The organism is Halalkalibacter hemicellulosilyticusJCM 9152 (genome assembly GCF_000513115.1).
Taxonomy (GTDB): Bacteria; Bacillota; Bacilli; order Bacillales; family Bacillaceae_D; genus Halalkalibacter; species Halalkalibacter hemicellulosilyticus.
This window is the reverse complement of sequence record NZ_BAUU01000004.1, coordinates 69,681-93,244: the sequence shown is the minus strand read 5'-3', so window position 1 is coordinate 93,244 and position 23,564 is coordinate 69,681. Positions and strand designations below refer to the sequence as shown.

21 protein-coding genes are annotated in these 23,564 nt (G+C 37.0%); 2 read left to right on the top strand and 19 right to left on the bottom strand.

Annotation, left to right across the window (positions count from 1 at the left end; all coding sequences use genetic code 11):
• Position 1: 1 nt before the first annotated feature.
• On the bottom strand, positions 2 to 1,570 hold the full coding sequence (gene nikA, locus JCM9152_RS03425; RefSeq protein WP_052015524.1) for a nickel ABC transporter substrate-binding protein: 1,569 nt from the start codon (positions 1,568 to 1,570) through the stop codon (positions 2 to 4).
• Between the two features lie 253 nt (positions 1,571 to 1,823).
• On the opposite strand from nikA, the gene JCM9152_RS03420 reads away from it, so the two are divergent.
• Positions 1,824 to 3,239, top strand: a complete 1,416-nt coding sequence (locus tag JCM9152_RS03420; protein ID WP_035340944.1) for a HEAT repeat domain-containing protein — start codon at positions 1,824 to 1,826, stop codon at positions 3,237 to 3,239.
• 2 nt (positions 3,240 to 3,241) lie between these two features.
• On the opposite strand, the gene JCM9152_RS03415 is transcribed toward JCM9152_RS03420, so the two are convergent.
• The 18 genes from JCM9152_RS03415 to JCM9152_RS03330 form a co-directional block, all read right to left on the bottom strand.
• A complete protein-coding gene (locus tag JCM9152_RS03415) occupies positions 3,242 to 4,084 on the bottom strand; it encodes an AraC family transcriptional regulator (RefSeq protein WP_035340942.1) in 843 nt (280 codons plus the stop codon).
• A gap of 174 nt (positions 4,085 to 4,258) precedes the next feature.
• Positions 4,259 to 4,639 carry a glyoxalase superfamily protein gene (locus JCM9152_RS03410; protein ID WP_052015522.1) on the bottom strand — a complete coding sequence of 127 codons (381 nt, stop codon included), beginning with the start codon at positions 4,637 to 4,639 and terminating at the stop codon, positions 4,259 to 4,261.
• Positions 4,640 to 4,803: 164 nt separating this feature from the next.
• Entirely contained in the window at positions 4,804 to 5,367 is a 564-nt protein-coding gene (locus JCM9152_RS03405; protein WP_035340940.1) for a GNAT family N-acetyltransferase, read from the bottom strand.
• A gap of 78 nt (positions 5,368 to 5,445) precedes the next feature.
• Positions 5,446 to 6,423, bottom strand: a complete 978-nt coding sequence (locus tag JCM9152_RS03400) for an HD domain-containing protein (RefSeq protein WP_035340937.1) — start codon at positions 6,421 to 6,423, stop codon at positions 5,446 to 5,448.
• A gap of 37 nt (positions 6,424 to 6,460) precedes the next feature.
• Complete coding sequence (locus JCM9152_RS03395) at positions 6,461 to 6,916, bottom strand: GNAT family N-acetyltransferase (RefSeq protein WP_052015520.1); 456 nt, start codon at positions 6,914 to 6,916, stop codon at positions 6,461 to 6,463.
• A 171-nt stretch (positions 6,917 to 7,087) separates the two neighbouring features.
• Complete coding sequence (locus tag JCM9152_RS03390) at positions 7,088 to 7,540, bottom strand: GNAT family N-acetyltransferase (protein ID WP_035340933.1); 453 nt, start codon at positions 7,538 to 7,540, stop codon at positions 7,088 to 7,090.
• An 89-nt stretch (positions 7,541 to 7,629) separates the two neighbouring features.
• Entirely contained in the window at positions 7,630 to 7,818 is a 189-nt protein-coding gene (locus tag JCM9152_RS22260) for a hypothetical protein (RefSeq protein WP_148296426.1), read from the bottom strand.
• 123 nt (positions 7,819 to 7,941) lie between these two features.
• Positions 7,942 to 8,379 carry a GNAT family N-acetyltransferase gene (locus JCM9152_RS03380; protein WP_439644189.1) on the bottom strand — a complete coding sequence of 146 codons (438 nt, stop codon included), beginning with the start codon at positions 8,377 to 8,379 and terminating at the stop codon, positions 7,942 to 7,944.
• Positions 8,380 to 9,089: 710 nt separating this feature from the next.
• The gene (locus JCM9152_RS03375) at positions 9,090 to 9,464 is read right to left on the bottom strand and encodes a hypothetical protein (RefSeq protein WP_148296429.1); all 375 of its coding nucleotides are present in this window, start codon (positions 9,462 to 9,464) and stop codon (positions 9,090 to 9,092) included.
• A gap of 295 nt (positions 9,465 to 9,759) precedes the next feature.
• Positions 9,760 to 10,629 carry a formylglycine-generating enzyme family protein gene (locus JCM9152_RS03370; protein ID WP_035340922.1) on the bottom strand — a complete coding sequence of 290 codons (870 nt, stop codon included), beginning with the start codon at positions 10,627 to 10,629 and terminating at the stop codon, positions 9,760 to 9,762.
• A 435-nt stretch (positions 10,630 to 11,064) separates the two neighbouring features.
• The gene (xynA, locus tag JCM9152_RS03365; protein WP_035340919.1) at positions 11,065 to 11,697 is read right to left on the bottom strand and encodes an endo-1,4-beta-xylanase XynA; all 633 of its coding nucleotides are present in this window, start codon (positions 11,695 to 11,697) and stop codon (positions 11,065 to 11,067) included.
• Positions 11,698 to 12,067: 370 nt separating this feature from the next.
• Positions 12,068 to 12,697 carry a YesL family protein gene (locus tag JCM9152_RS03360; RefSeq protein WP_035340916.1) on the bottom strand — a complete coding sequence of 210 codons (630 nt, stop codon included), beginning with the start codon at positions 12,695 to 12,697 and terminating at the stop codon, positions 12,068 to 12,070.
• 10 nt (positions 12,698 to 12,707) lie between these two features.
• Positions 12,708 to 13,598 (bottom strand): carbohydrate ABC transporter permease, encoded by an 891-nt coding sequence (locus JCM9152_RS03355; protein ID WP_035340913.1) that lies wholly within the window; start codon positions 13,596 to 13,598, stop codon positions 12,708 to 12,710.
• A 13-nt stretch (positions 13,599 to 13,611) separates the two neighbouring features.
• The gene (locus tag JCM9152_RS03350) at positions 13,612 to 14,502 is read right to left on the bottom strand and encodes an ABC transporter permease (protein WP_035340910.1); all 891 of its coding nucleotides are present in this window, start codon (positions 14,500 to 14,502) and stop codon (positions 13,612 to 13,614) included.
• Positions 14,503 to 14,837: 335 nt separating this feature from the next.
• Positions 14,838 to 16,538, bottom strand: coding sequence for an extracellular solute-binding protein (locus tag JCM9152_RS03345; RefSeq protein ID WP_235715609.1), 1,701 nt, complete (start codon positions 16,536 to 16,538; stop codon positions 14,838 to 14,840).
• Positions 16,539 to 17,050: 512 nt separating this feature from the next.
• Positions 17,051 to 18,421 (bottom strand): response regulator transcription factor, encoded by a 1,371-nt coding sequence (locus JCM9152_RS22550; protein ID WP_035340904.1) that lies wholly within the window; start codon positions 18,419 to 18,421, stop codon positions 17,051 to 17,053.
• Complete coding sequence (locus JCM9152_RS03335; protein ID WP_052015519.1) at positions 18,418 to 20,151, bottom strand: sensor histidine kinase; 1,734 nt, start codon at positions 20,149 to 20,151, stop codon at positions 18,418 to 18,420. Before JCM9152_RS03335 ends, JCM9152_RS22550 begins: the two co-directional genes overlap by 4 nt.
• 459 nt (positions 20,152 to 20,610) lie before the next feature.
• Positions 20,611 to 21,447 (bottom strand): AraC family transcriptional regulator, encoded by an 837-nt coding sequence (locus JCM9152_RS03330; RefSeq protein ID WP_235715608.1) that lies wholly within the window; start codon positions 21,445 to 21,447, stop codon positions 20,611 to 20,613.
• A gap of 163 nt (positions 21,448 to 21,610) precedes the next feature.
• Here JCM9152_RS03330 and JCM9152_RS03325 point away from each other — a divergent pair, with 163 nt between their 5' ends.
• Positions 21,611 to 23,002, top strand: a complete 1,392-nt coding sequence (locus tag JCM9152_RS03325) for a family 4 glycosyl hydrolase (RefSeq protein WP_148296424.1) — start codon at positions 21,611 to 21,613, stop codon at positions 23,000 to 23,002.
• The last annotated feature ends 562 nt before the right edge of the window (positions 23,003 to 23,564 follow it).

Genomic DNA, 23,564 nt, shown 5'->3' with positions numbered 1-23,564 from the left:
TTTACTTCACATCCAATAGATTCGTAATCATGTAATACTCACTTTTCGTTGTCACCCAATTTTCAACTTTGTCTTCGTTATAAGCAACAATGGTCGAAGGGTGTAATACAAAGGAATTAATCATATTTTCATTTACATAATCAGCTATACGTTCCGCAAGAATGGCGCGATCTTCTTGATAAACCGTTTGATTAAGCTCATCGATCATTTCTGTTAGCTCAGGATTTTCGACACCACTGAAATTTAACGCCCCAGTTGGGTGATAAGTCGCATTCAAATAATACCCCGCATCACCACGAGGAGCCGTTAAATTGCTGTATGTAGCCAAATCCCAATCACGGTTAGATGCCATATAGTCTTCTGGAGTATCGATTTGACGAATCTCTACATCAATGCCAATTTGTTTTGCATCTGATTGAAATACTTGAGCGATTAATGGTAGATCTGCTCTTGCGCTATAAGTTAATAACGTAAATTGTAGCGGTTCCCCGTCTTTTTGCATGATCCCATCTTCAAGCGTATATCCTGCTTCCTCTAAATATGCAATCGCTGCATCAGAACCTGATTGACGCTCTTCGTATGAAGGGGCAAAAGGCAAAGAAGGTAAAAATGGCCCTTCAGCCGCTTCGGCATGACCAAGAAGAATCGTATCGACAATTTGTTGGCGATTAATCAACGCATCGATCGCTCGACGAACATGAACATCCTGGATACTCTCTCTTTGCATATTCATCGTTATTTGATGAACCCGGAATGTTGCTGTCGATTCTACTTTAATCTCTCCCATCTCCTCCAAAGATTCAAGACTCTCTACCTCTGGACGATAGACAATATCAACTTCTCCAGACTTTAATGCAAACGAACGGGCATTAGCATCCTCATTAAATGAAAATGTAACAGAGTCAAGCATTGAAACACCATCCCAATAATCATCGAAACGTGTTAAATGAAGTCTACTTCCCGGAGCAAAGGACTCTAATACAAACGGCCCTGTTCCAATTGGTTTATTAATAACATCCTCTTCTGTCACATCAATAATGGCCACGTTCGGATTAACAAGCTCTGATATAAACTCCGGAAATTGTTGAGTCGTTGAAATATGTAATGTGTAGCCATCTGCTTCTATTTCATCGATTTTCAATGCATTTTTCATCACAACATTCTCTTCAATGGCACGTTCAAGTGAAGCCTTGACTGCGTTGGCATCCATTTTATTTCCATTATGGAATGTCACATTATCGCGAAGGTGAATCGTCCAATTGATACCATCCTCGCCTTCCCAGCTCTCAGCTAACCATGGTGCAATCGTTAAATTTTCTTCATCTAATTTTACTAATGTTTCCGTAATCCCCGCTCTTAATGGAACATAACTTGAGTCCACATGAGGATCTAACGAATTAGTAGAGAAATTATAGAGAAAATCAATATGCTTATTCTCTCCCTCTCCTTCTGTACTCGTCGATGTGTCCCCACAAGCTGCTAAAAAACCAGCGCATATTAAAAAAATTCCTACTATAATAACAGTTTTCTTAAAAAGTCCAAGAAAAAGAGTATCATTCAAACTTGTCATCGTGTAAATTCCCCCAGTTCGTAATAATTACGTTTTACATCATATCGTAATGATTACGATTTTACAAGGGTTATGATTTTAATAGATAAATATGATTTTTTCTCACTTTAATGGGCATGTACCAGAATCCCTTTAAAGGAAACACCTTAGTATTGTGTAAATTTAAATGAATTTTCTTAATGTTTTTCTAATTTTAGCTCTTTTATAATAATCGTGAAGTGTTAGACAAATGATAAAAGGAGGCAATGAGAGAATGGCAGAACAAAACAATCCACTTTTATTAACAGATGAGCTGATGAGAAAATTTATTACAGATGGCTTTCTTATATTAAAAACTGATTTTTCTAAGGAATTTCATGAAAAATTAAATGATCAGTTATTAAATGTCTACGAGGAGGAAGGCAATCCAGGAAATAACTTATTACCTAGAGTAACCGAGCTCCAACGAGTTTTTGAACACCCGGTTATTACTGGAGCATTGACAAGCGTGCTTGGACCAGATTATATGCTGCATGCACATCGACATGGACATTATAATGCATCTTCAGTACCCGGCGAATGGCATAAAGACAGCTATTGGGGCTACAATCGAATGCGAAATCATCATCCATGGTGGGCGATGATCATGTATTTCCCACAGGATACACCAGCGGAGTTGGGACCAACTGGAATCCTGCCTGGCACCCAGAATTACGATTCACGTGTTTTTGATGCTGACGAATTGGATCAGGAGGTGTTAGCGTCTGGAGAAGTAGGTACCTTTGCATTAATTCACTATGATATTTGGCACCGTGCAACTTCAAATACGCTTGGAAATCCTCGCTTTATGCTAAAGTTTGAGTTTATGCGTACAAAAGCACCGACAAAGCCGAGTTGGAATAATGTTGAAAGTACGTGGAGGCTTCCTGAAGCAACAAGCTTATTATTTGCTCAGCATGATGTGATGTGGGAAGAAACATGGAATTGGTTATCGGGGAAATTGGGCAGCATGGCCAAAACAGCCACGCACACGTCTAAAATTGTGGAAAATAAACTTAGCATGTTAGAGAATAATTATGAACCAATTGCCTTAAATGCCGCTTATGAATTAGCCTCCTGTGGGAAGTATGGCGTCCAAAGCCTATTAACCGCGTTGCAACATGAAAATGGCAATGTATCAAGGCTGGCTGCGTACGGGTTATCAATTGCAGGAAAAGATGCCATACCAGGATTAATCCTCGCATTAGATGATAGTCGAACCGCAACTGTCATTCGCGCTATTTTTGCTCTTAGTGAACATAGGCATATGGCAGCTGAAGCTGTTCCTGCTTTAAATCGATTATTAGACCATTATTCTGTCTTGATTCGCCGATCTGTTGCAGAAGCACTTGGAATGATCGGTCATCCTGTTAAGGAAGCTGTAGATGGATTGATCCATTGCTTACAAGACGAGGATTCACAAGTTCGTTTTATGGCAGGTCTTTCTATATGCAGAATCGGTGCGCCGGCAGAATCAGCTGTTCCTCAATTGAGAATCGCCTTACAAGACAAAAATCGATATGTACGCGCTCATGCAGCAGAAGCTCTGCGTTATATTGGGACAGAGCAAGCAAACAAAGCACTAATTACGTTCTTATTTGACTCAAGATGGTGTCCTACTACAACGCCAGCAAATCCGTTTTATCCGTAAACCTACTTTGGTTTTATTTGGGATTTCGCTGCTAATTCTCGAAAAGAAGTTGGAGAGAGTCCTGTTAAGTCTTTAAACATTCGAGAAAAATAAGAAAGCTCCATACCTACGGATTCTGAAATCGCCGATACAGTACGTTCACTTACAACAAGTAATTCTTTTGCTTTTTCAATTTTCCGACGATTTATGTATTGAATTGGCGAGGAACCAGTGAAATTTTTAAAAACAGAAATAAAATAATTTGGATGGAAATTGGCCATTTGTGCAAGAGTCCCTACCGTCACATTTCCGTCCAAATGCTCTTCAATATACGCTAAAATTGCGTCCAATTTTTCAAAGGAAGGGGATACATTCATTTTGTAATGCACTTGATGGCTTTTTTCAATGAATATAGCAATAATTTCTAGTAAGATGGAGTGAACACGGAAGGTGCTTGAGAGATGATCACTATGTATATACATAATTAGCTGCTGGAATTTCTCCTCTAGTTCAATGTGATTTGGCTTGATAAATACAGGAGTTTTCATAAGCTGAAACAAATGTAAATCCCCAATTTTGGCTGTGAAGTGGCACCAATATTTTCCAAATGTATTTTTATTAATGGTTCCGTAGGATTGTACAGATCCTGAAGGAAGCAAATATAGCTCACCTGGTTTAGGATAAAATGTCTCATTATTGACTTTGACGTATCCTTCACCTTCCTTAATGAAATATAACTTATTAAAATCAGTCGTATAATCTTCATCATTCCAAGACATTGGAACTTTTGTGTAAGCTGCGATGGAAACATCTAATTGTACATTCGCAAGGCTTTTACTAAGAAATGTTCCAGTTTGATTATCCATATTTTTCTCTCTCTTTCTATATTCTAAAAGCAAATAGAAAAAATTCGAATAAAGGACTTAAGTATATCCGATATTCGGATCTACGTTTAGAAAGTAGTTGGAATTAAAATTAATCGTTGTTCTCAATATAATTAGATTCAGTTTCTCATTCATTTTCAACATATACATACACACCTATAATTTCTCACAAAAAATAATCCGATTCCCAAACGGATCTTCAAGACACATTTCCATAAACCCCCAAGACACTTCTTCGATACGTGGTCTGGCTTTCCCCACACATCTAGTGAGTAACTCCTCATAATAATCTTTCAACCGATTCGTTTCGATGCGAACAGCTCCGCCGAGTTGGCAATCTCCTGCATGCTCCGATACATGGAGGATGCACCCATCCCTATAGAGCATCATATATAGTGGCATTTCTGCATCGAACCGGTGCTCTCCAGCAATCTTGAATCCAAGATAATCTACATAAAATGCCTTTGCTTTCTGTTCGTCTAAGCTCCGTAATATTGGAACGGCTGATTTCATAGATATATGTTTCTCGTTTTTCATTTAATCACCACCTCTTGTTCTATGGATAAAACCTGCCTATTAAAAAATGATTACAACTTTCTTCAACAACGGAGGTGAGAATTCCTTCTAATATACTCGATATTAATTCTAATTCAATATCATGATAGAAAAAACATCCCTTGTTGAAAGAAGCTCCCTTTACTTTAGTATTTATTAAATGATTCGTTATCCTCAATATAATTAGATTTAAACATACAATAATATAGAGTTGTAACATCCTTATTACCTAACAACTTTAACTTTTCTTTTTTTTGAAATCTGTATGTAAACCCACATTTTTCGCTTACTCTTTTTGAGTTTTGATTAAAGTTAAAATGACCACACCAAATTAAATCTAAATTTAGTTTATTAAAACCATATGTAATTACACGATTTACTGCTTCTGGAATAATCCCTCTTCCCCAATATTCAGGGTGTAGCACATATCCTATTTCCTTTTGCTTTAATTCGACAAGACTATCGTCTGGCTTTCTATCATGAAGCCCTATACTACCAATCACTTTATTTTCTGCCTTTAAAACAACAGCATACGTATCACTACTTCTTATAAACATTTTAATAATTTCTTTGCTTTCTTCTTCATTGTGATGCGGTTTCCATCCAGCATTAGGACCTACTAATTCACTTTTAGCATATTCATATAAGTCTTGGCTGTCAGTTTCTTTCCATTCTCTTAAAATTAACCTTTCAGTTTTTAATGCTTCCATATAGCCCCTCCTACAAGTTGATATAAAAACGGCAAAATGATTATAGAAAGAAGAACAGGGAATACTTCTTTACTAACCTTAGTTATCTACTATTTTTACATACATCCCTCTTGTCGCTTTCTCATATGCTGTATGCCCCATCATTCTTATTGTTTCTGATAATTCCGATGCTCGTATTAATTCGCCATCCTTAACTATGGATGGATCAATGAGGCGAAGTTTATTTTTCCTATGCAAATCATAGTCAACTCTATCTTCTTTTACTTGCACAGTTGGATTGAGCTTTTTGAACAAACTAAGCAACTGCTGATCTTCTGATGATTTTATTTTATCTATTAATTCATCATCCTTACCGAGGAAATCATTAAGGTTTAATATTTTCTTTTCTAATGATAGCTTCAGAATCTTAGCCAACCTATCATAACCATATATGTTCAACGGGTCCATAAAAAAATCAATGACTTCTTTATAATACGTTCTGACAAACCATTCAGCTACCTCAATGCTTTGCAGATACATGTTCCCTTCGTAAACGATTAGATTATGTAAAAAACGATTGACTTCTTCTAACGAAATATATCCATAAACATACATATCCCGAAGTGTATAGTCTACCCGATCCGCACATAATTCAGGTGCAGGCTGTTCTAACAATGTCCACTTAGAATCATCAAATAGAATGTCCTCAAAGCTATAACCATACTTAGTTAAAATGACTGGAATTTCCGAGTTTGTCACAACAGAGCTATATATCTTCTCATGATAATCCTCCTCTTTATTTTCAAAAACGAAATCAATAACATGAGAAAAAGCGGTGTGGGAAACATCATGCAATAGCCCAGCAATTTGCTCTTCTAATGAGCCACCAAGCTTACGAATGAGCAGCATGACACCAATCGAATGATCAAAACGTGTTACATTCCATTTCTCGTTCACTAAGTAACTTGCGCCCCCTTGGTGAATTCCCTTTAACCTTTGAACAGGCTCACATAAAATTAACTCTTCTAGCACTTTATCTACTACAAACTCACCGTAAATTTCGTCATTAACAACCATGAATAGTCTCCTTCATCTATTAAGGTCTGTTCTTTCTTTAAGTACAGATCCATTCATATATACATTTTTCCTTTTCTCCTCGCTGATACATATCATTGTCTTCTGGGACATCAACGATTTTTAAAAGGTTAGCTCCGACATACTCACATGTTTTTCTTGAAGCGATGTTATCTGGATTACACGTAATGAACAATTTTTCCATTTCATGAGCATATGCCACTTCCCTTAAAAGCAAGACAGCTTTTGCAGCATAGTGATTGCCTCTATTTGCCTCATGAACGGAATAGCCAATATGACCACCATAATATAAATTGTCGTTATATCCAATTCTAATATCTATGTTTCCAATAGGTTTAAATGAATCACTCAATGTTATATTAAAATGATAAGCGGGCACCCAATTCTTATCCTTGTTTCCTGGTACTGTTTTGATCAAATGTAAATCAATTTCTTCTCCTTTGATTACATCAAAGTCTAAAAAAATAAATTTCAATCCATATCCCCCCTTGAATTGGACTAATTTATTTCTATATTGCTCAGATCATACCTTTTTTCCTTACAATGTTGAGAATACTATAACTGAGCCTCAAAGGTTAGCCAAATGTGTGAGCACAATTGTCCCCTCCTATATGATTCAGCAGCAATGACCATTCACCTGGCTAACCTATAAATCTTGAGACAAACGAATCATATCCCTACACTGAATTCCATTTTCAACAATCTCATCTTCGTAATGCTTAACAAAAAAGTCTATACCAACTCCAACTATTCTAAAACCACATTTTTGATAAAGAGCCAGCTGTCCTATGCTTGAATTTCCAGTTCCTATTTCAACGGTTTTGTAGCCTGCTAACCTAGCTACCTTAATGGCATCCATGACCAATCGTTTGCCAATACCTTGACCATGTTGTTCTTCTACGACTGCAACATTCACAAGCTCAACTGTTTCTGGTCTTGTCGGAAGTAACACATAAACACCGATTACACGCTGCTCGATTTCAGCTATGTAACATTCCCCCCTCTTAATATAATCCTCCACAATCTCTCTTGAAGGATCAGCCAGCAATAACAATTCCATTGGCGGTTTTTCACCCTTATTAAGTTTTCTAATATTCATGTATTCTCCTTAATTAGCATTAATTTTTTTAGTTTATCTCTTTATTTATTACACCCAACTACTTCTTCATTTTAACATTCATTTCCTTTTTATTTACAGACAAAAAGCGTTTCTAATACAAGAAACGCTACCAAGTTTAATAAGACAACAACTTCATCGGCTATCGTTACTTTTATTTTTATTCCATTCATAAGGTGTATTTGACCAACCCCATAAAGAATACAATAAAAATGTGACAGCAACAAATATAAAATTCCCACCCCATTGGATGTTTTCATCCAAAAATACATCCTTCATTGTAAGGACAGCCAAAAGTATTAAAGCGAATTGTATATTCTTCTTAAGCACATTACGCCCCTTTATTTTTAAACTTCCTTCCTCATTATTCAATAAAGAAGTGATTATAGTTTTAGCTTCAGACCCTCATGCGTTGCTTTAAAGCCTAATCGTTCATAAAACCTTAATGCATCTGGCCTTTTCTTATCAGTTGTCAACTGTACTAAATGACAACCACGTTCTTCTGCACGTTGAATTGCCCATTTTATAAGCTCAGTACCTACACCCTTTCCCCTTACCGAAGCTGACGTCCTTACTCCTTCGATAGTAGCTCTCCATCCACCTTGATGTGTGATATAAGGGGTAAACGTAATTTGTTGAACCCCAACGACTTCATTTCCGTCACAAGCTACTATTAATTCGTTATTAGGGTCAGATGTAATAGCCTCAAACGCTTTCATGTAACTATGAGGAAGTGGATTTTCATAACGCTCACGCTTACTTCCTAAAACGTCATCAGCAAGCATTGCCACAATACGGTCTAAATCCTTTTCGTTAGCCATTCTAAACTTGATTTCGGTCTCCAATTAAACCCCTCCATGTTAACTTTTAACGGCTCGCTAATTATATAACTCCCAAAACAATAGCGATTATCCATCCCATATGAAAAACCCCATATTTTACCTTTAAGTACATTGTAGCACATATCTCTACTTATGACAGATGCTTCCGCTTTTTCTTCATTACGCTGTGGTGGCCAGTACAAGGGCTTAGCCTTTCAGAAGAACTCGCTACGTTAATACGGAGAGGTACAGCTCTGGAGTTTCTGGACAAACGGAGGCGTAGGTCGGAGTTGAGCCTATAGGACAGTATGGAAACGGTCCACTCATTCCTCTATTTTCACTAGAATTCCCTTTTTCTCATCGGAACGGTTTCTCGTTCCGCTATTTCGGCATTCCCACATCAAATTGGACTCTTATCAATCAATTAGCGGAACCAAGATTACAACTAGGCAAGGAAAGCGACTATTTTCTCCTTTTAGTGGAATAAGGATTCCATTTGATTCTGCTTTTGAAGCACTTATAGCAACTATCGTATGATGTGCGATAGAAAAACGATTCTTCAATGAAGATTACATTTTAGCCTTTAACGCGACTATTTTCATTTTTTAACAGAATGAGGGACCACTCTTTTCTCACAAAAGGCTTCCCTCAATCTCAAAGGGCACTGAAAAAGTATAAATCAACTTTCCAGTGCCCTTCTATGCTCCCTCTTACACACACGTAAACGATTGAATTTGTCGTAAGCTCACTCCGAAATAGACCCATCTAAACCCAGTCCAACGATATCCTGAAACAGATCGTGGTCCAACAAAAATCGGAAAGAACCAGAATTGCTGAGCACCTCTTAGCCATACATACGTGAACCTAAACAGACATCTTCTAATGCTGCCTGAATCAACCGCAAACGTTTCTGGTTGCTGCGCTTGTGTAGGAACAAATGACGGTGGTGGCGATGTCGGTGGTCCACCTTGTTGGCCTTGACTAGGTGGAGCTGGTGAAGGCGTTGAGCTTGGAAATCCCGGTGGTGGTCCCATTTGTCCTCCCCCTTGAGGAAAGCCAGGAATGAAGAATCTTTGATCCGACATAGAATAAGTAGGTATCTGCCCATACTCATTCGGCCATGTCCATCGTTGTTGTTCATGATTAGTATACACACGATCACTCCTTCAGTGGTTTCCAATCCATCGTATTCACTAGTCATTCGTCTATCAACTTGTACAGCAAAAAATGTGTGTAAGCCTAAGACTAGAAATAAAAAAAGAGAAGGGCTTCCAAGAAGATCACGAACCTTGGTCACGCACAAACAAGGTTCATTTCCTCTTATAACCTTCTCTTTTTCAACTATAGCATGTCCGTTTCCTTTTCGAGCACGTTCCTTTCTCACTTACTTCGAACGACACGAAAGCCTTGGTCCGGACCACTCCCACTTGCCTCGAACTGACCGCGAAACGATATTTCGCTACTGCTCACATCACCGATCCAACCGCCCCCTCTGACTACACGATAGGAACCACTATTGCTTTCATGATTCACGTCGTCCCCATACCAATCCCAGCACCATTCCCTTACGTTACCAGACATATCGAATAGCCCTAGCTCATTAGGCTCTTTGCTTCCGGCATCATGTGTTCTAGTTTGGTTATTTTCAATAATCGGCCAGTTCCAGTCTCCTCTTAAATATTGGTCTCCGGCATTTCGCCAATACCAGGCTACCTCATCGACTTCATCACTTCCACTGTATGTGTAACCGGCACTCAACTGACCTCCACTTGCCGCATATTCCCACTCTGCTTCTGTCGGCAACCGGTAACCATTCGCTCCCTCATTAATCGTAACAATCCATTTGACATGATCATGTTCACTCTCATTGTTCGGATCTTTCTTATCCTTGTCAATATTGTAATAAGGCACTAAACCTTCATCCATACTTCTGGCATTACAATACTCAATCGCGTCATACCAACTAACCATTTCTACAGGCAAGTTATCTCCTTCAAAATACGAGGGATTACTTCCCATTATCTCAATCCATTCTGCTTGAGTTACCTCATATTTGCCGATGTAAAAATCGTCTATGATCACATCTGAACCATAAAAATTAGAGTCCTCATACACAAAGGAGCCACCTTCAACGAATACAAAACGATCATCCTGATCTAGACTTTCATTGGTGGCAGACTCCTCTGGCGAACAAGCACTAGCCGCAACGAACATCGCTAGTAAGATCAGGATCATAAGTAGCTTTCTCATTCATATATCTCCTTTATAAACAAGGGAATACTACCCTTGTTTGAATGACTTCTTGCACCTTCGCTAAACGAATAGGGCAAGCTATAGGCCACAATGATCTATAACTCACCTCTACTATCGCCGAATCTTGCCATTCGTCTTGCGAAGCGAATCACACCATACTGACGGTTATGGCTAGAGGAAAGAGACCATCCTATTGTCTCTTAGTCTAGTATCAATAGTAATAAAGTTAGTCATGATTCAGAATGCTCGCAATCCCATGATTAATAAAGGTTATCCTCAATCGCAAGATAGAATGAAGTAGTAAATAGGTAAGTATCTTTTGGTGAAATGAAACGGCTGGCTGTAGAACCTATTTGCCATAGCAATCAACGACCAAAAGCTGTCTTTCTTTTATGAATCTGATTCCCGTCAGTTTTACTGTTTACACTTCATTTACCACACTGTTACATTAGAGCTTCCACTACTTTGATAGCCCTCTGTAGCTAATACTTGGTAAGACCAATTACTTCCTAGGCGCATTCCTGCATTATTCCAAGCGTTAAAGTGGTTGTTAAATGTAATACTAACGTTGTTCCCCGTCGGTCTCTTCGACTGTCTCACGCTCCAGAACTGCTGGAACGTTTGTGTTCCGTCAATGGAAGGCGCATTATATCGCATCGTCGTATAGAGGTCATATGTCGCTCCATCACTAAACACCGTACCGCGGTGTGTACCAGTAGGTCGATATGTTCCCCAGCTATCTACAACGTAATACTCGATCAAAGAGTTTCTTGTCCATCCATAAAGCGTTAAATACGCATTACCGGACGGCTGCCACAAACCAGCGTTATAATTAATAACCCGATTGTGCGAGCCTATTTCCCAACCTTTACCGACGACAAAATTACCTGTATTTGTCCAGTTGACACTGTAATTACCACCAGACCCATTAACAGCGTTTACCGTTCCACCACCATCGGTCCAATTTTGCCAATACGTGTTCGCACTTACGGGGGATGCAATCATACACAGACTCAATATAGCTACAATAAATACAGTTAAGGATTTCTTATTCATCTTCATAATACATTACCCTCCTAATATTTTTATAGCACTACTTACCTACAAACTACTTCCAAAATGATGTCCTCTCATACATGATTTATGAAGTATCAATTTTTTGAATCATCTTACAACCACCCCCTCTATTTGTAAATTATAGAATGTAAACGCATACATTACATTTTAAAAACTATAGATTTACCCTCTCAATCTAAAGAATTTCCAAATAGTAAAGTAGAGAAAGACAAAAAACACTTCACCGTGCTCAAAAGAGAAATAGATGAGGAAGCTAAGTATTTAGCTGACCGTAAAAAAAGAGCTCATTCAGGGAATGAACTCTTTGACCATTTAGTAATCTCTGTTTCGACACTTCCATTCCGTTTCAGAAATACGTCTAATTCACCCCTTTATTCTCTCCCTTCTGCATATGATCAACTCTTGCAAATGTTCTCAGACTAAACCACATAATAATCATAGCAAATCCACTAATTCCAATGACAGGAAAGAAACCTGGTATGATTCGAATGAATAGAACAAATAAAACAGTAGCTACTAGCATAAATAGCGTATTTAATGGATGCACGACTAACAATATACATGCATTCTTAATTGTTGCGAAAATGGATACACGATAATAAACATATATGGGCATAACAAACAAGCAGAGACAAATAAAAACACTAAATACTGTTACAATAGGGTAATAACTATATTGAACGATTGAATGACCAATCACTTCCGCAATACTCATATTAATATATAGCAATACCCCAATTACTGTTAATAACCAGCCTAATAGATTACTTCGTATTAATTCTTTTTTGAAAATTTTCCAAAAATGTTTTGTGATGTGTATGTCGTTAAAACCCGTTAACCATTTTTTGATGATATAAAAGGTTGCGACGATGGCAGGAAAAAAACCAACTACAATGAACCCTAGTAAACTAAATACAATAGCAAGCAAATTAACATAAACTAGTCGGATGATAGACTCAGCAAAATAATAAATTCTCTCCATTGCCATACTATGGCTCCTACTCTTTTACTGACCCTAATGTAATACCATGTATGAAATACCTTTGCAAGAACGGATACACAACTAACACTGGTATCATAGCAATAAATATTTTGGCTGCATCTAAAGTTCGATTCGATAATTCACTCATTCGTTTATACTGATCCTCGGTCATCGTAGACGGATCAACAGAAACAACTAATTGTTGGATATAAGTTTGCAAAGGGTAAAATTCTTCTCTAGTCATAAAAATTAAGCCGTATAAAAACTCATTCCAGTGATAGACGATACCAAACAATGAAATAGTCGCTAGCACTGGTACAGATAATGGCATATATACTTTGAATAAAATATACCACGGTCCAGCACCATCAACTAATGCTGCTTCCTCCAATGAAGGAGGTAAATTTCTAAAAAAGTTAATGGTTAATATAATATAAAAAACAATGATTTGAGCTCCTCCAACAAGAACTAACGCCCAAATACTATTCATTAAACCGTACGATTGGATCGTAATATATAGGGGAATCAATCCACCGTTAAATAGCATCGTAAATATCAATGTCCACATAATGAGATTTCGACCTTTGAAATCTTTGACTGTCTTCGAAAGAGGATAAGCCATTAGTGGTACGATAATTAAATTCAATCCAGCACCAAGTATGACCCTTTGAATCGATATCCAAAAAGATTTAAAAAACTGCCCATCTTGCAATAGTTGTTTGTAAGAATTGAAGTTAAAATCTACTGGCCATAAAGTAACAGCTCCTGCTGATGCAGCAGAGCTAGAACTAAATGATAGAGCTAATGTATACCACAACGGAAGTATACATGTTATGGCAACTGCTACTAGAATGATAATGAGAATAACATCCGCTATTTTTGATGATAAATGATGTCCTTTAACCATAACAGCACCTCCTTTAGAAAATACGGTATTTTGTAAATCGATAGGCCAAGTAATAAGAAACCGTTATTAATAAAAATCCAACAACCGATTTCAACAACCCAACAGCTGTTGCCAATTCAAATTGTAAATTAAGTAAACCAGCACGATACACCCACGTATCAATAATGTCACCTGTTGAATACACTAATGGATTGTAAAGGTTGAAGATTTGGTCGAAACCGGCATTTAATACATTTCCTAGGCTCAGTACAGCTAATAAAACCGCTGTTGTCCGAATACCTGGCAACGTTACATGCCATAACTTTCTCCATCTTGATGCACCATCAATACCCGCAGCTTCATACAATGCTGGATTAATACCAGTTAACGCAGCTAAATAAATAATCGTATTAAACCCAAACTCTTTCCAAACATCACTACCTACTACTAGATATGGAAATAAGTCAGCTCTTCCAAAGAATAGAATAGGTTCCTGTCCAAACAACCCTAATAGTTGATTAACTGGACCGGCAAATGCAAAGATGTCTAACAAGACTCCACCTAAAATAACCCACGATAAAAAATGTGGAAGATAGACAATTGTTTGTATCGTTCGTTTCAATCCCATATAACGAACTTCATTCAGCATTAAGGCAAATACTAACGGCACGATCAAGTTCCCAATTATTTTCATCACAGCGATATAAATCGTATTAAAAAAAATTCTCATGGTATCATTTAATTGGAACATATATCGAAATACGTCTAAACCTACAAACTCAGAACCTAAAACTCCTTGAACAGGATTATAATTTTGAAAAGCAATAAATATACCGAACATGGGAACAATACTAAAGAACACAATCCAAACAATTCCAGGCAAAAGCATAATATAGTAATCTTTTGCAAAGCTTTTATTTCTCATGACTTTATACTCCTTCCATTACATGCCTATGGAATAAGAAAAACGCGAAAGCAAGGCTGCTGAAAAAGTACAATTTTCACTTTTTCAGTTGCCTTAAAAGGACTTTTTCAGTGCTCTCGCGATAGCGTCTTTTCTTATTTTCATTGTGCAGAGCCGTTACATTGGTTTGAAGTTATTCTAAAAGTGGGGGTCTTTCAGAATAACGTGTAACGAGCGAAGCCAACGCTCTCCTTGGAATTTGCCAACACCCTCTTTGCCGTGTCCCCATTTCTTCCTCGAATAGTATACATTCTCTTTATAGAAAGGCGCCGACCATAAACCCGACGCCTTTATCTTTATTCAGTCAATGCTAGTACTTCTTCTACTTCACTCGTAATTTGTTCGCCACCTTGGTTCAACCAATCTTCAACAAATGTATCAAAGTCATCTAGCGGAGCGTTCCCCATAATAATTCTCAAAAAGGTCTCATCTTCCATCGCTTTTAAGTTCACCCATCTTTGTTCCATCGTATCGGTTTGAGAATAAGCGAGACTGTGAACACCGTTGATTTCATTATCTACTAATGGAGAACCACCTACCATTAGAGCATAAGCTCTTGTCCACGCACCTCGATCTGACTCTATATCCCAATACTCAATACTATTATCATCATAAGGTTCTGTCTTAACATCTGTAATTGATTCAGCATCGGAAACTAATAGCTTGTATTCTGGTTTATCTTCAAAATCAGCTGGAGTTTTCGTTCCATTTAATACTTCTCTTAATGCCTCTACGCTATATTCAGTCTCATCAGCTGGTGCAAATACTAAACGCAATGGATAATAGCCTGGTCCACCTAAGCTTGGGTCAAATGTTGCTTCATTATCTAATAAATTATTTAATATTTTCATTGCAGCTTCCGGGTGTTCATAATCTTTTTTTACAACGACAAAGTTCGCCGATGGTGAGCTTAAATTGGGTCGATATTCTCCATCGGCATTCAATGGAGTTGTATATGCTTGCCAGTTCGCATCTGGATCTTCTGTAACAGCATCCGTTATCGGACCATATGGCATCCACCACGGTGCAAAGAACATCCCCGTTTCACCACTAATAACGGATTCACCTGGATCTTCCCTTACCCCGATTTCTCGATCAATCAACCCGTCTGCATACATATCACGTAAAAATGATAAAGCTTCTTTCGTTTCGTTTTGAGTGGCTCCGTATGCAACATCACCATTATCATCTTCAATCCAAAAGCCTGGATAAGCACCAAATGCGGCAAAAACACCGTCAAATCCATACAAGTTATTCGTTGACTCTAAGAAGTTCGCATATAATTTATTATTATTTCCTGGACCTGCAAGACCAATTGTGTCATTTGCTCCTGTTCCATTCGGATCATCTTCAGTAAATGCTCTTGCTACTTCTTTTAATTCTTCTACTGTTTGTGGTACTTCTAACCCTAAGTGATCAAGCCAATCTTGTCGTATCCACAACAAGTGAATACCATCCGCTTGTAATTGAACATTTGGAATAGCCATCATTCGACCATCGAATGTGACGGTTTCTTTCGCAATGCCATCTGTACTATCCACAATTCTTTTGATAGCTGGAGAAGCATAATTCTCATAAACATCTGTCAAATCGGCGATTTGATCTGTTTCTACTAGTTGGCGTAATTCTACTGGACCGACAATCATCGCATCTGGTAAATCATTACTTGCAATTGCCAGACTAATTCGTTGGTTATAGTTTGATGGCGAAGCAGTGAAATCATGCTCTACTTGAATATTAAGATTCTCTTTCACGCTACGAGTGTACTGATTGTCAAGTGGCGTATCGTCTTCTGGCAATGATGTATCACTCGGGTCTACCTCTTGTGCAATTGATATAGTGATTGTCTCATCATATGCCCCAAACGGATCTCCTGGTTCTGAGGACGTATTATTTTCCGTGTCATTACTAGATTGTCCCTCAGAAGGCTCATCATTAGAACATGCAGCGATAATCAATACGAATAAGAACAGCGACAATACAACTACTTTTTTCAATGTTATTTCCCCCTTGTTCTCAATAAGTTTTTTTTACAAGTTCATCATACCTATAAATGAAAGCGCATACAACGGGATGGTTGTTTTTAGAATACGGAGAGATTTGTGCTACATTTTCATCGGTTAAGGAATATTTTGACTATTACAACACTTTCGTCATACACATTTTATTCATTTGTCTACCTTAGTCGGTTATTTATACTTTTCACTGATGTAAGCGCCACTTCGATCCGGTACAACCTGCACATAAAAAAAGCATCAACTAACCTAAACTGATAAATAGCTAAAGGTCATTTGACACTTATTTTCAATGATTATAGAGGTTGTTCAAAAAGGTCGGTTTTTGACCATTTTGAACAACCTTGCGGCCATGTGCGCAGTCGCTACATCTTTTAAAAAGTCTTGTGGGGAGCGATTTTCTCCCCACATGATGCGTAGCGAACGGAGCCATGGCCATGCTTCATGAGATACTTGGTAAACACGCTCTTATAGCTTTAATGACAGTCACACATTTAGGACTCTTGTTTTATTTTTCGATAATCGCTCGGCAAATGGCCTGTCTCTGATCGAAAGATTTTACTGAAATATTTCACATCAATATATCCTACTTTTTCTGAAATGACACCTATTTTTTCATTCGTATATTGTAAGTAATGCTTTGCCTTGTGAATCCTCATTAACCGAACATATTCATTAAATGTTTGACCAACAATATCTTTAAAGCATTTAGAGAAATAACTTCTACTCATATTCACCTGTTCCGATATGTCATGCGCAGTAATGGGTGACCCGATATTATTTTCGATCAATGATAGTGCCTGAATAATACATTTATTCGCTTCAGGTGTGTAATTAGAGCAATAAGCTTCAACATATATTTTCTGCTTCACTTCATAAAACCACTTCTCCACTTCTTTCCAGTGAGCCAATTCATCAGGAATTTGAATCTCAAATGATAATTGTTCATAGAACATACGAGTACACTTATTCATCGTCCATAATAAAATATCCTCTAATTGGCTCTTATTAAGGCGAGCATTCTTTAACATTTGCAAAAGATTCGTTAATTCTAATTCACTCGTAATCCATTCTAACGAATGAATTTGATCTTTCCATATACCAAGTTGTTCTTTTGAAATTCGTTCAGGTAACAGGATTTCGTCTATTTTTTTTATTGATACGTTATAATCTGAATCTAATTCATAAAAGATTAACTGTTCATAATGGTCTATTAATTTGTTTATTTCTATCTTATCTTTGTTTTCATTTGAGGTAATGCATAATAATGGACCAATATTTTGATGGTATTTTATTAATGTGTCCACGACCATCTCAACCGAATAACGACTAGTCTTTATGATCAAACAGTTTTCATTTGCTACTTTCATATGGTGGAAATCTAGCACATCTTTCAAAATAGTTTGACACTCAAATGCATGATTTGTAAGCAATACATAGCCATTTTCAATACTTTCCTCATCAAAGTATTTAGGAATATGACTTTTGCTTTTAATTCGGTTTTTAATGCGATTTAGACTCTCATCCATACTTTCTTCATCTAATTCAACTTTTGCTATATAATCAATTGCGCCTAATCTCATAGCCTCTTGAATATATTCAAAATCTCGATGTAATGATAGCACTGCAATAGCAATATGCGGATATTTTCGTGTGACGACTCTTATTAGTTCAATTCCAGACATTATGGGCATAGCTAAATCTGTAATGATTAAATCTACTGATTCTTGTTCTATTATTTCTAATGCTTTTTCACCATTTTTTGCATCATTTACTATGTGCATATCGTATTTTTCCCAATTAAACGTCGAAATTAGGCTACTACGAACTAGCTTGTCATCTTCTACAATCAGTACATTTATCATGGGTGTTCCCCCTTAATTAATGGTATTGATAATCGAATGGTAGTTCCTTTGCCTAATGTACTTTGAATCTCCAGCTTGCCATATTCACCATAGGTTCTATCCATAACCCTCTTTACGTAGTTTAATCCAATTCCCATCCCACTCTTTGTTTGTTTATGATTTTCTTTATAAAGAATCTCTTTCATTTTCTCTTCATCCATACCTCTACCTTCATCAGTAATTTCAATGATGATTCTATTTTCTTTACAATTAACGTTTATACGAATAGTCCCTTCATCAACTAGCCCGTGGTAGATTGAATTTTCAACGATTGGCTGTAAAATGAATCTTGGTATGACTGTATTGAGTACTTCGCTTGAAACCTGAATAGTTGTTTCATAAGAAAAATCATAACGAATTTGTTGTAGCTTCAAATATTGCTCCATTGAATCTAACTCATCTTTTAATGTTGATAAAATTCCTAATTTCCCCATATTGTAATATAACAATTTGTTTAGAGACGTTAACAAGTGAGTTAGTTCTTTTCTTTCTCCTGAAATGGCTAACCATTTTGCCGTGTCTAATGTATTCATTAAAAAGTGAGGACTTATTTGATGCTTTAATTTTTCTACTTCTAAATCAGCTCTTTTTCTTTCTTTATTTTCAATCTCTTTTATCAATTCTGCAATTCTCGCTCGCATCGCTCTAAATCGTGTAACAAGGTCAGAAAATTCTGGTATTTTCGTATCAACGATATCAGTATGAAAATTATTATTTCCCATAAGCTTAATTTCTCGTCTAAATTCATTGATTGGCTTATAAATCGTTTTCCATAGAATTAAAGATACAAGAAAGCTGATCACGACAAATAAGATCATAATGTAAATCATTAAGAGAACCCATTGATTCATTTCTTGGTTATATTCTGATATAGGTATAAGTGCAATAATACTCCAGCCTTCATCCGTTTGCTCTTGAAACCAATAGTAGCCGTTCTTCTTACCATAAGTACTATTTTCACGATTAAAAGATTGATTTTTCGGAAACAATTCACTATCGCTATATATGATTTGATCAGATTCATCTAAAATCATATACTCTGCATCATTCATAACTTGGTCTACTGCTAATAAATCATTCGTTAGATCGAGATTGGATTCTAAGTAAACATAAACATTTCGATCAATCCCCATATTAAGTTCTCTAATTATCGACAGAACATACGACTCCTTATACCGTTCCATACTCACATGTGGGCCAAACATATACATACTAGAACCTTCACTGATAATTGTATCGCTATCAATGACAAATGGGGCCTTTACACCATAGTTATTAAAAAAATAATCTTCCTCTCCCTCTATATAAATAAAAACTAGGCCAATACTCGGATTACTAAATGTGACTAAATTCAACTCACTTTTTATTTCATCATACAGCGTGACACGCTCGTATGATTGCGGAAGATGTAAATAATCATAAAATTTATAAGTAATGTTATCAGAGAATACAATTTGTTGAGCGACATAATTCAAATCATCTATTTTATTTTCAATTGATAATCTAATTTGTTGCACATTACTATTGAAAGTAGAATGTAGTTTACTAGTCAAAATAGAAGACATGGAGAAATATGAGAATAAAATTGTAAAAGCTAGTAATAAAAAAGTACCTGTCCCTAAGAGAATTGAAATTCTACTTTTCAAGCTCATTGATACAAAAAAGGTTCGAAGTCGCTCAAAAGCATTCATACATCCATTCACTCCACTCTATGTAATGACGGTTCTAAATAAAACCCTAAGAAGTAAACGCTTTCTTTTTTTTAATAATATCATAAATAAAAACATTATAAGATAACAACCTCCTCTAACATTTGTTAAACTCGTATGCCTCGATAAAAATAGTTTAGTTCCTTCGTATAATTTTTCTCCTTTTTTATATCGGTAACATTTGTTTTCTTTTCCAAGCCATTTATATATAAATTTCTCATGAAATTGTAAACGCTTAATATCCTAATAAAGAAGGACTTTTCTTTTTAACAGCTGATAAATCAAGAAAAAATACTTCAATTAAATTCAACTGCCTAAATTAATATTGAACATAGCTCATAAACAAAAAAAAGAGCTTCCCACTCGGAAAAACTCTTCTAACAACCAATTCAACTTAGACACATGTTTATTTAAACGATACAGAGCAGCCCCTCTCTCAAACTACCTAAAAAAATGAGAAGGCGGTACTTTATAATGCTTCTTAAATGCTTTTGAAAAACTATAAGGGTCTGGATACCCTAACTTGTTGGCAATTTGTTGAATCGTATAATGTTTACTAAATAACAGCTCACGAGCTCGATTCATTTTAAGCTGATAAATATATCTTCCTGGCGTCATACCAAGTGCTTGCTTAAAATAGTGGATAAAATACTTCTCAGACATTCCAGCAAGAGTAGCTAAATTCTTAATGCGGAGTGGTGTATGTAGATGCTCGTTCACATAGTCAAAGACCGGTTTTAAGTGGTCCAAATGCCCCGTTTGATTGTGAGAAGGTGCTAGGTTTGTAAAGGTTCCTCGATATTGCCCTGTTCCGTACTTTTCAATAATTTTGGCAACCAAAATGGTTAGACATCCTTTTAAGCGGATTCCTGACATCGGGGCGTTCTGTTTGTATTGGTTATACGTGTCAAGAAACAGTTCAACTTCCTCTTTCACAAGTCCATGTTTGATCACACCTGACAATTGAAAATGGTTTAAAAAGTCAAGGCGATCTCCTAATATGAAATCAAAATGGGTAAAAATAAACTGACAAGGTCCATCTACTGTTGTTGCGGTGTAAGCAACCATTGGGCTAAATAGAACAAGATCGCCTGCTGATGCCTCGTAAACCTCCTCATTAATGTGAATCTCTACTCTTCCTTTCTGAATGTACCATAGGTCATAATCGAGATGATTTTTACTTTCGATCCAATGGCTAGGATGAGTAATTTCTTGACTACCATATATACGTAGCATCGCATGCTCGGAAAGCTCGTTAAAAAGAGTTACGTTATCCACGATTCATCAACCTCATACTTTTAGACATAGTCATTCCTTTTAATTATAACAATAGGAATTAATTAAACGAAATAATCTTACTAAATGACATCTTATGCTTACCTACGTACATTTTTATTTCTAGTCATTGTTTTATAATTGGAACAAATAACATTTGGAGGGGATGACAATCGCTAATTATCCGAAGGTAGTTGTGTTAGGCGCAGGAAGTTTATTCTTTGGTCGTCAAGCTATTTGGCAAATGGTTCATTCAGAACACTTGAATAAAGGTACGTTAGCATTAGTTGATACGAATGAAGATCGGTTAAACAAGTTAGTTAAGCTCGCTAAGATGGTTGTAGAAGCAAATAACGTAGAGTTGAAAATTGAAGGCTCCACTGATCGAACGAAGGTGCTCAAAGATGCTGACTTTGTCGTCCTTAGCTTTGCTGTTGATACAGTGAAGTATAGAGGAATTGATTGTACCGTTTCTGAGAAATATGGCATTCGAATGTGTTCAGGCGATACGATTGGTCCTGGTGGAATTTTTCGAGCGATGCGAGAGTTACCGACTATTATGGAATGCGCAAAAGACATAGAGACTATTTGCCCAAATGCGTGGGTGATCAATTATATTAACCCATCGACCGTCCATGGAATGGCCTTGAAACGATATGCACCAAATTTGAAAAGCTTTGCTTTGTGCGATTCCCATCATATGCCACATAAGAAAATATTATATGCACAGCGAGCAGGGATCATTAACGATGCAAAAGAGTACACAGCAGATATTGACAGTCAGTTTGATATACACATTGCCGGCGTCAATCATTTCACTTGGTTGATCAAAGCGGAGTACAAAAGGAAAAATGTTCTTCCTATAATTGCACAATCGCTGAAACGTTCAGCCGAAACAGAAACGGTAGGCGGGGATACAGGTGCAAAGGCATTATTTAATGATAAAATTAGCTATCAATTATATGACATTTTCGGAAGTGTTCCAACATGTACAGCCCATACAAAAGAGTATGTACCATATTGGCAAGGACTCGGAAAATTAAAAGAAGACATCCCTCCCCTTTCTATTTGGGAAACAGATGAGCGATATAAACGACATGAGGAAATGTGGGAACAGGTGGATCGTTTTCTAAATGGTGAAACTCCGATTGAAGAATATATGACTTCATTCGGTCCAGATCACGCCACAGATATTATTGAAAATATGGTAGGTGGATTAGGTAAGCCATTTTACATTAATACATGGAACGAAGGTGCTGTTCCGAATATGAGTGATGATGCCTTTCTAGAACTGTTATGCGAAGTGACAATGGAAGGTGTGAAGCCGTTACCTGTAGTGGAAATGCCTCGAGGTATTAGAGGAATGCAGGAGGTCGTCTTAGATACTCATGAACTTACTGTTGAAGCTGTCTTAGAAGAAAGCTATGAGAAATTGCGAAGAGCGATGTTAACAGATCCGCTAGTTCATTCGATTGCTGATGCTGATCAGATCATTTATGAGCTACTGCAATTAGAAAAGGACATCATTCCGCAGCATTGGTACGATAAGTCGGAATAAAAAACGAAGTAGTCAGGGCGCTGAAAAAGTTTGGTTTTCAATTTTTTTGGCGCTCTATAACAAAGGGCGTAACCGTTGCTTGTTTTTAAAGCTCACTTGAAGTAAAAGTCGATTTACACTGTTCATTGGTCTCAAGTAGCAGCTTTTCTTACTTACAACGCGCTGAGCGTTACGATCTCCTCCAATTCTGCTCTCTTTCCTATGTAATCGTCATTCCTCTATTTTCGTCATTTAGCCTTTATTAGGTTGTTATAGCACCCTCATTCCGCTATTCACCCATTTTTCCTCCTTTCCCTTCTGATTTTGTCAGAATAGAGGAATGAGGAGACCGTTTCTTGCATCATTACTCGCATTTCTCACAAATAGAGGAATGAGAGACCGTTTGATCACTCATTTCAAAAACAGACTTCACATTGCAAGCAATAAGTCGATCCCAAAACACCTTCTTCCCATATGTAAAAGAGACCATCCTTACAAAAGGACAGTCTCTCATTCTTACTTAATGCTTTTCTCGTAATCATCGAGACGTTTCATCGCTTGGCAACCCGCTTCGTTGAGCGTA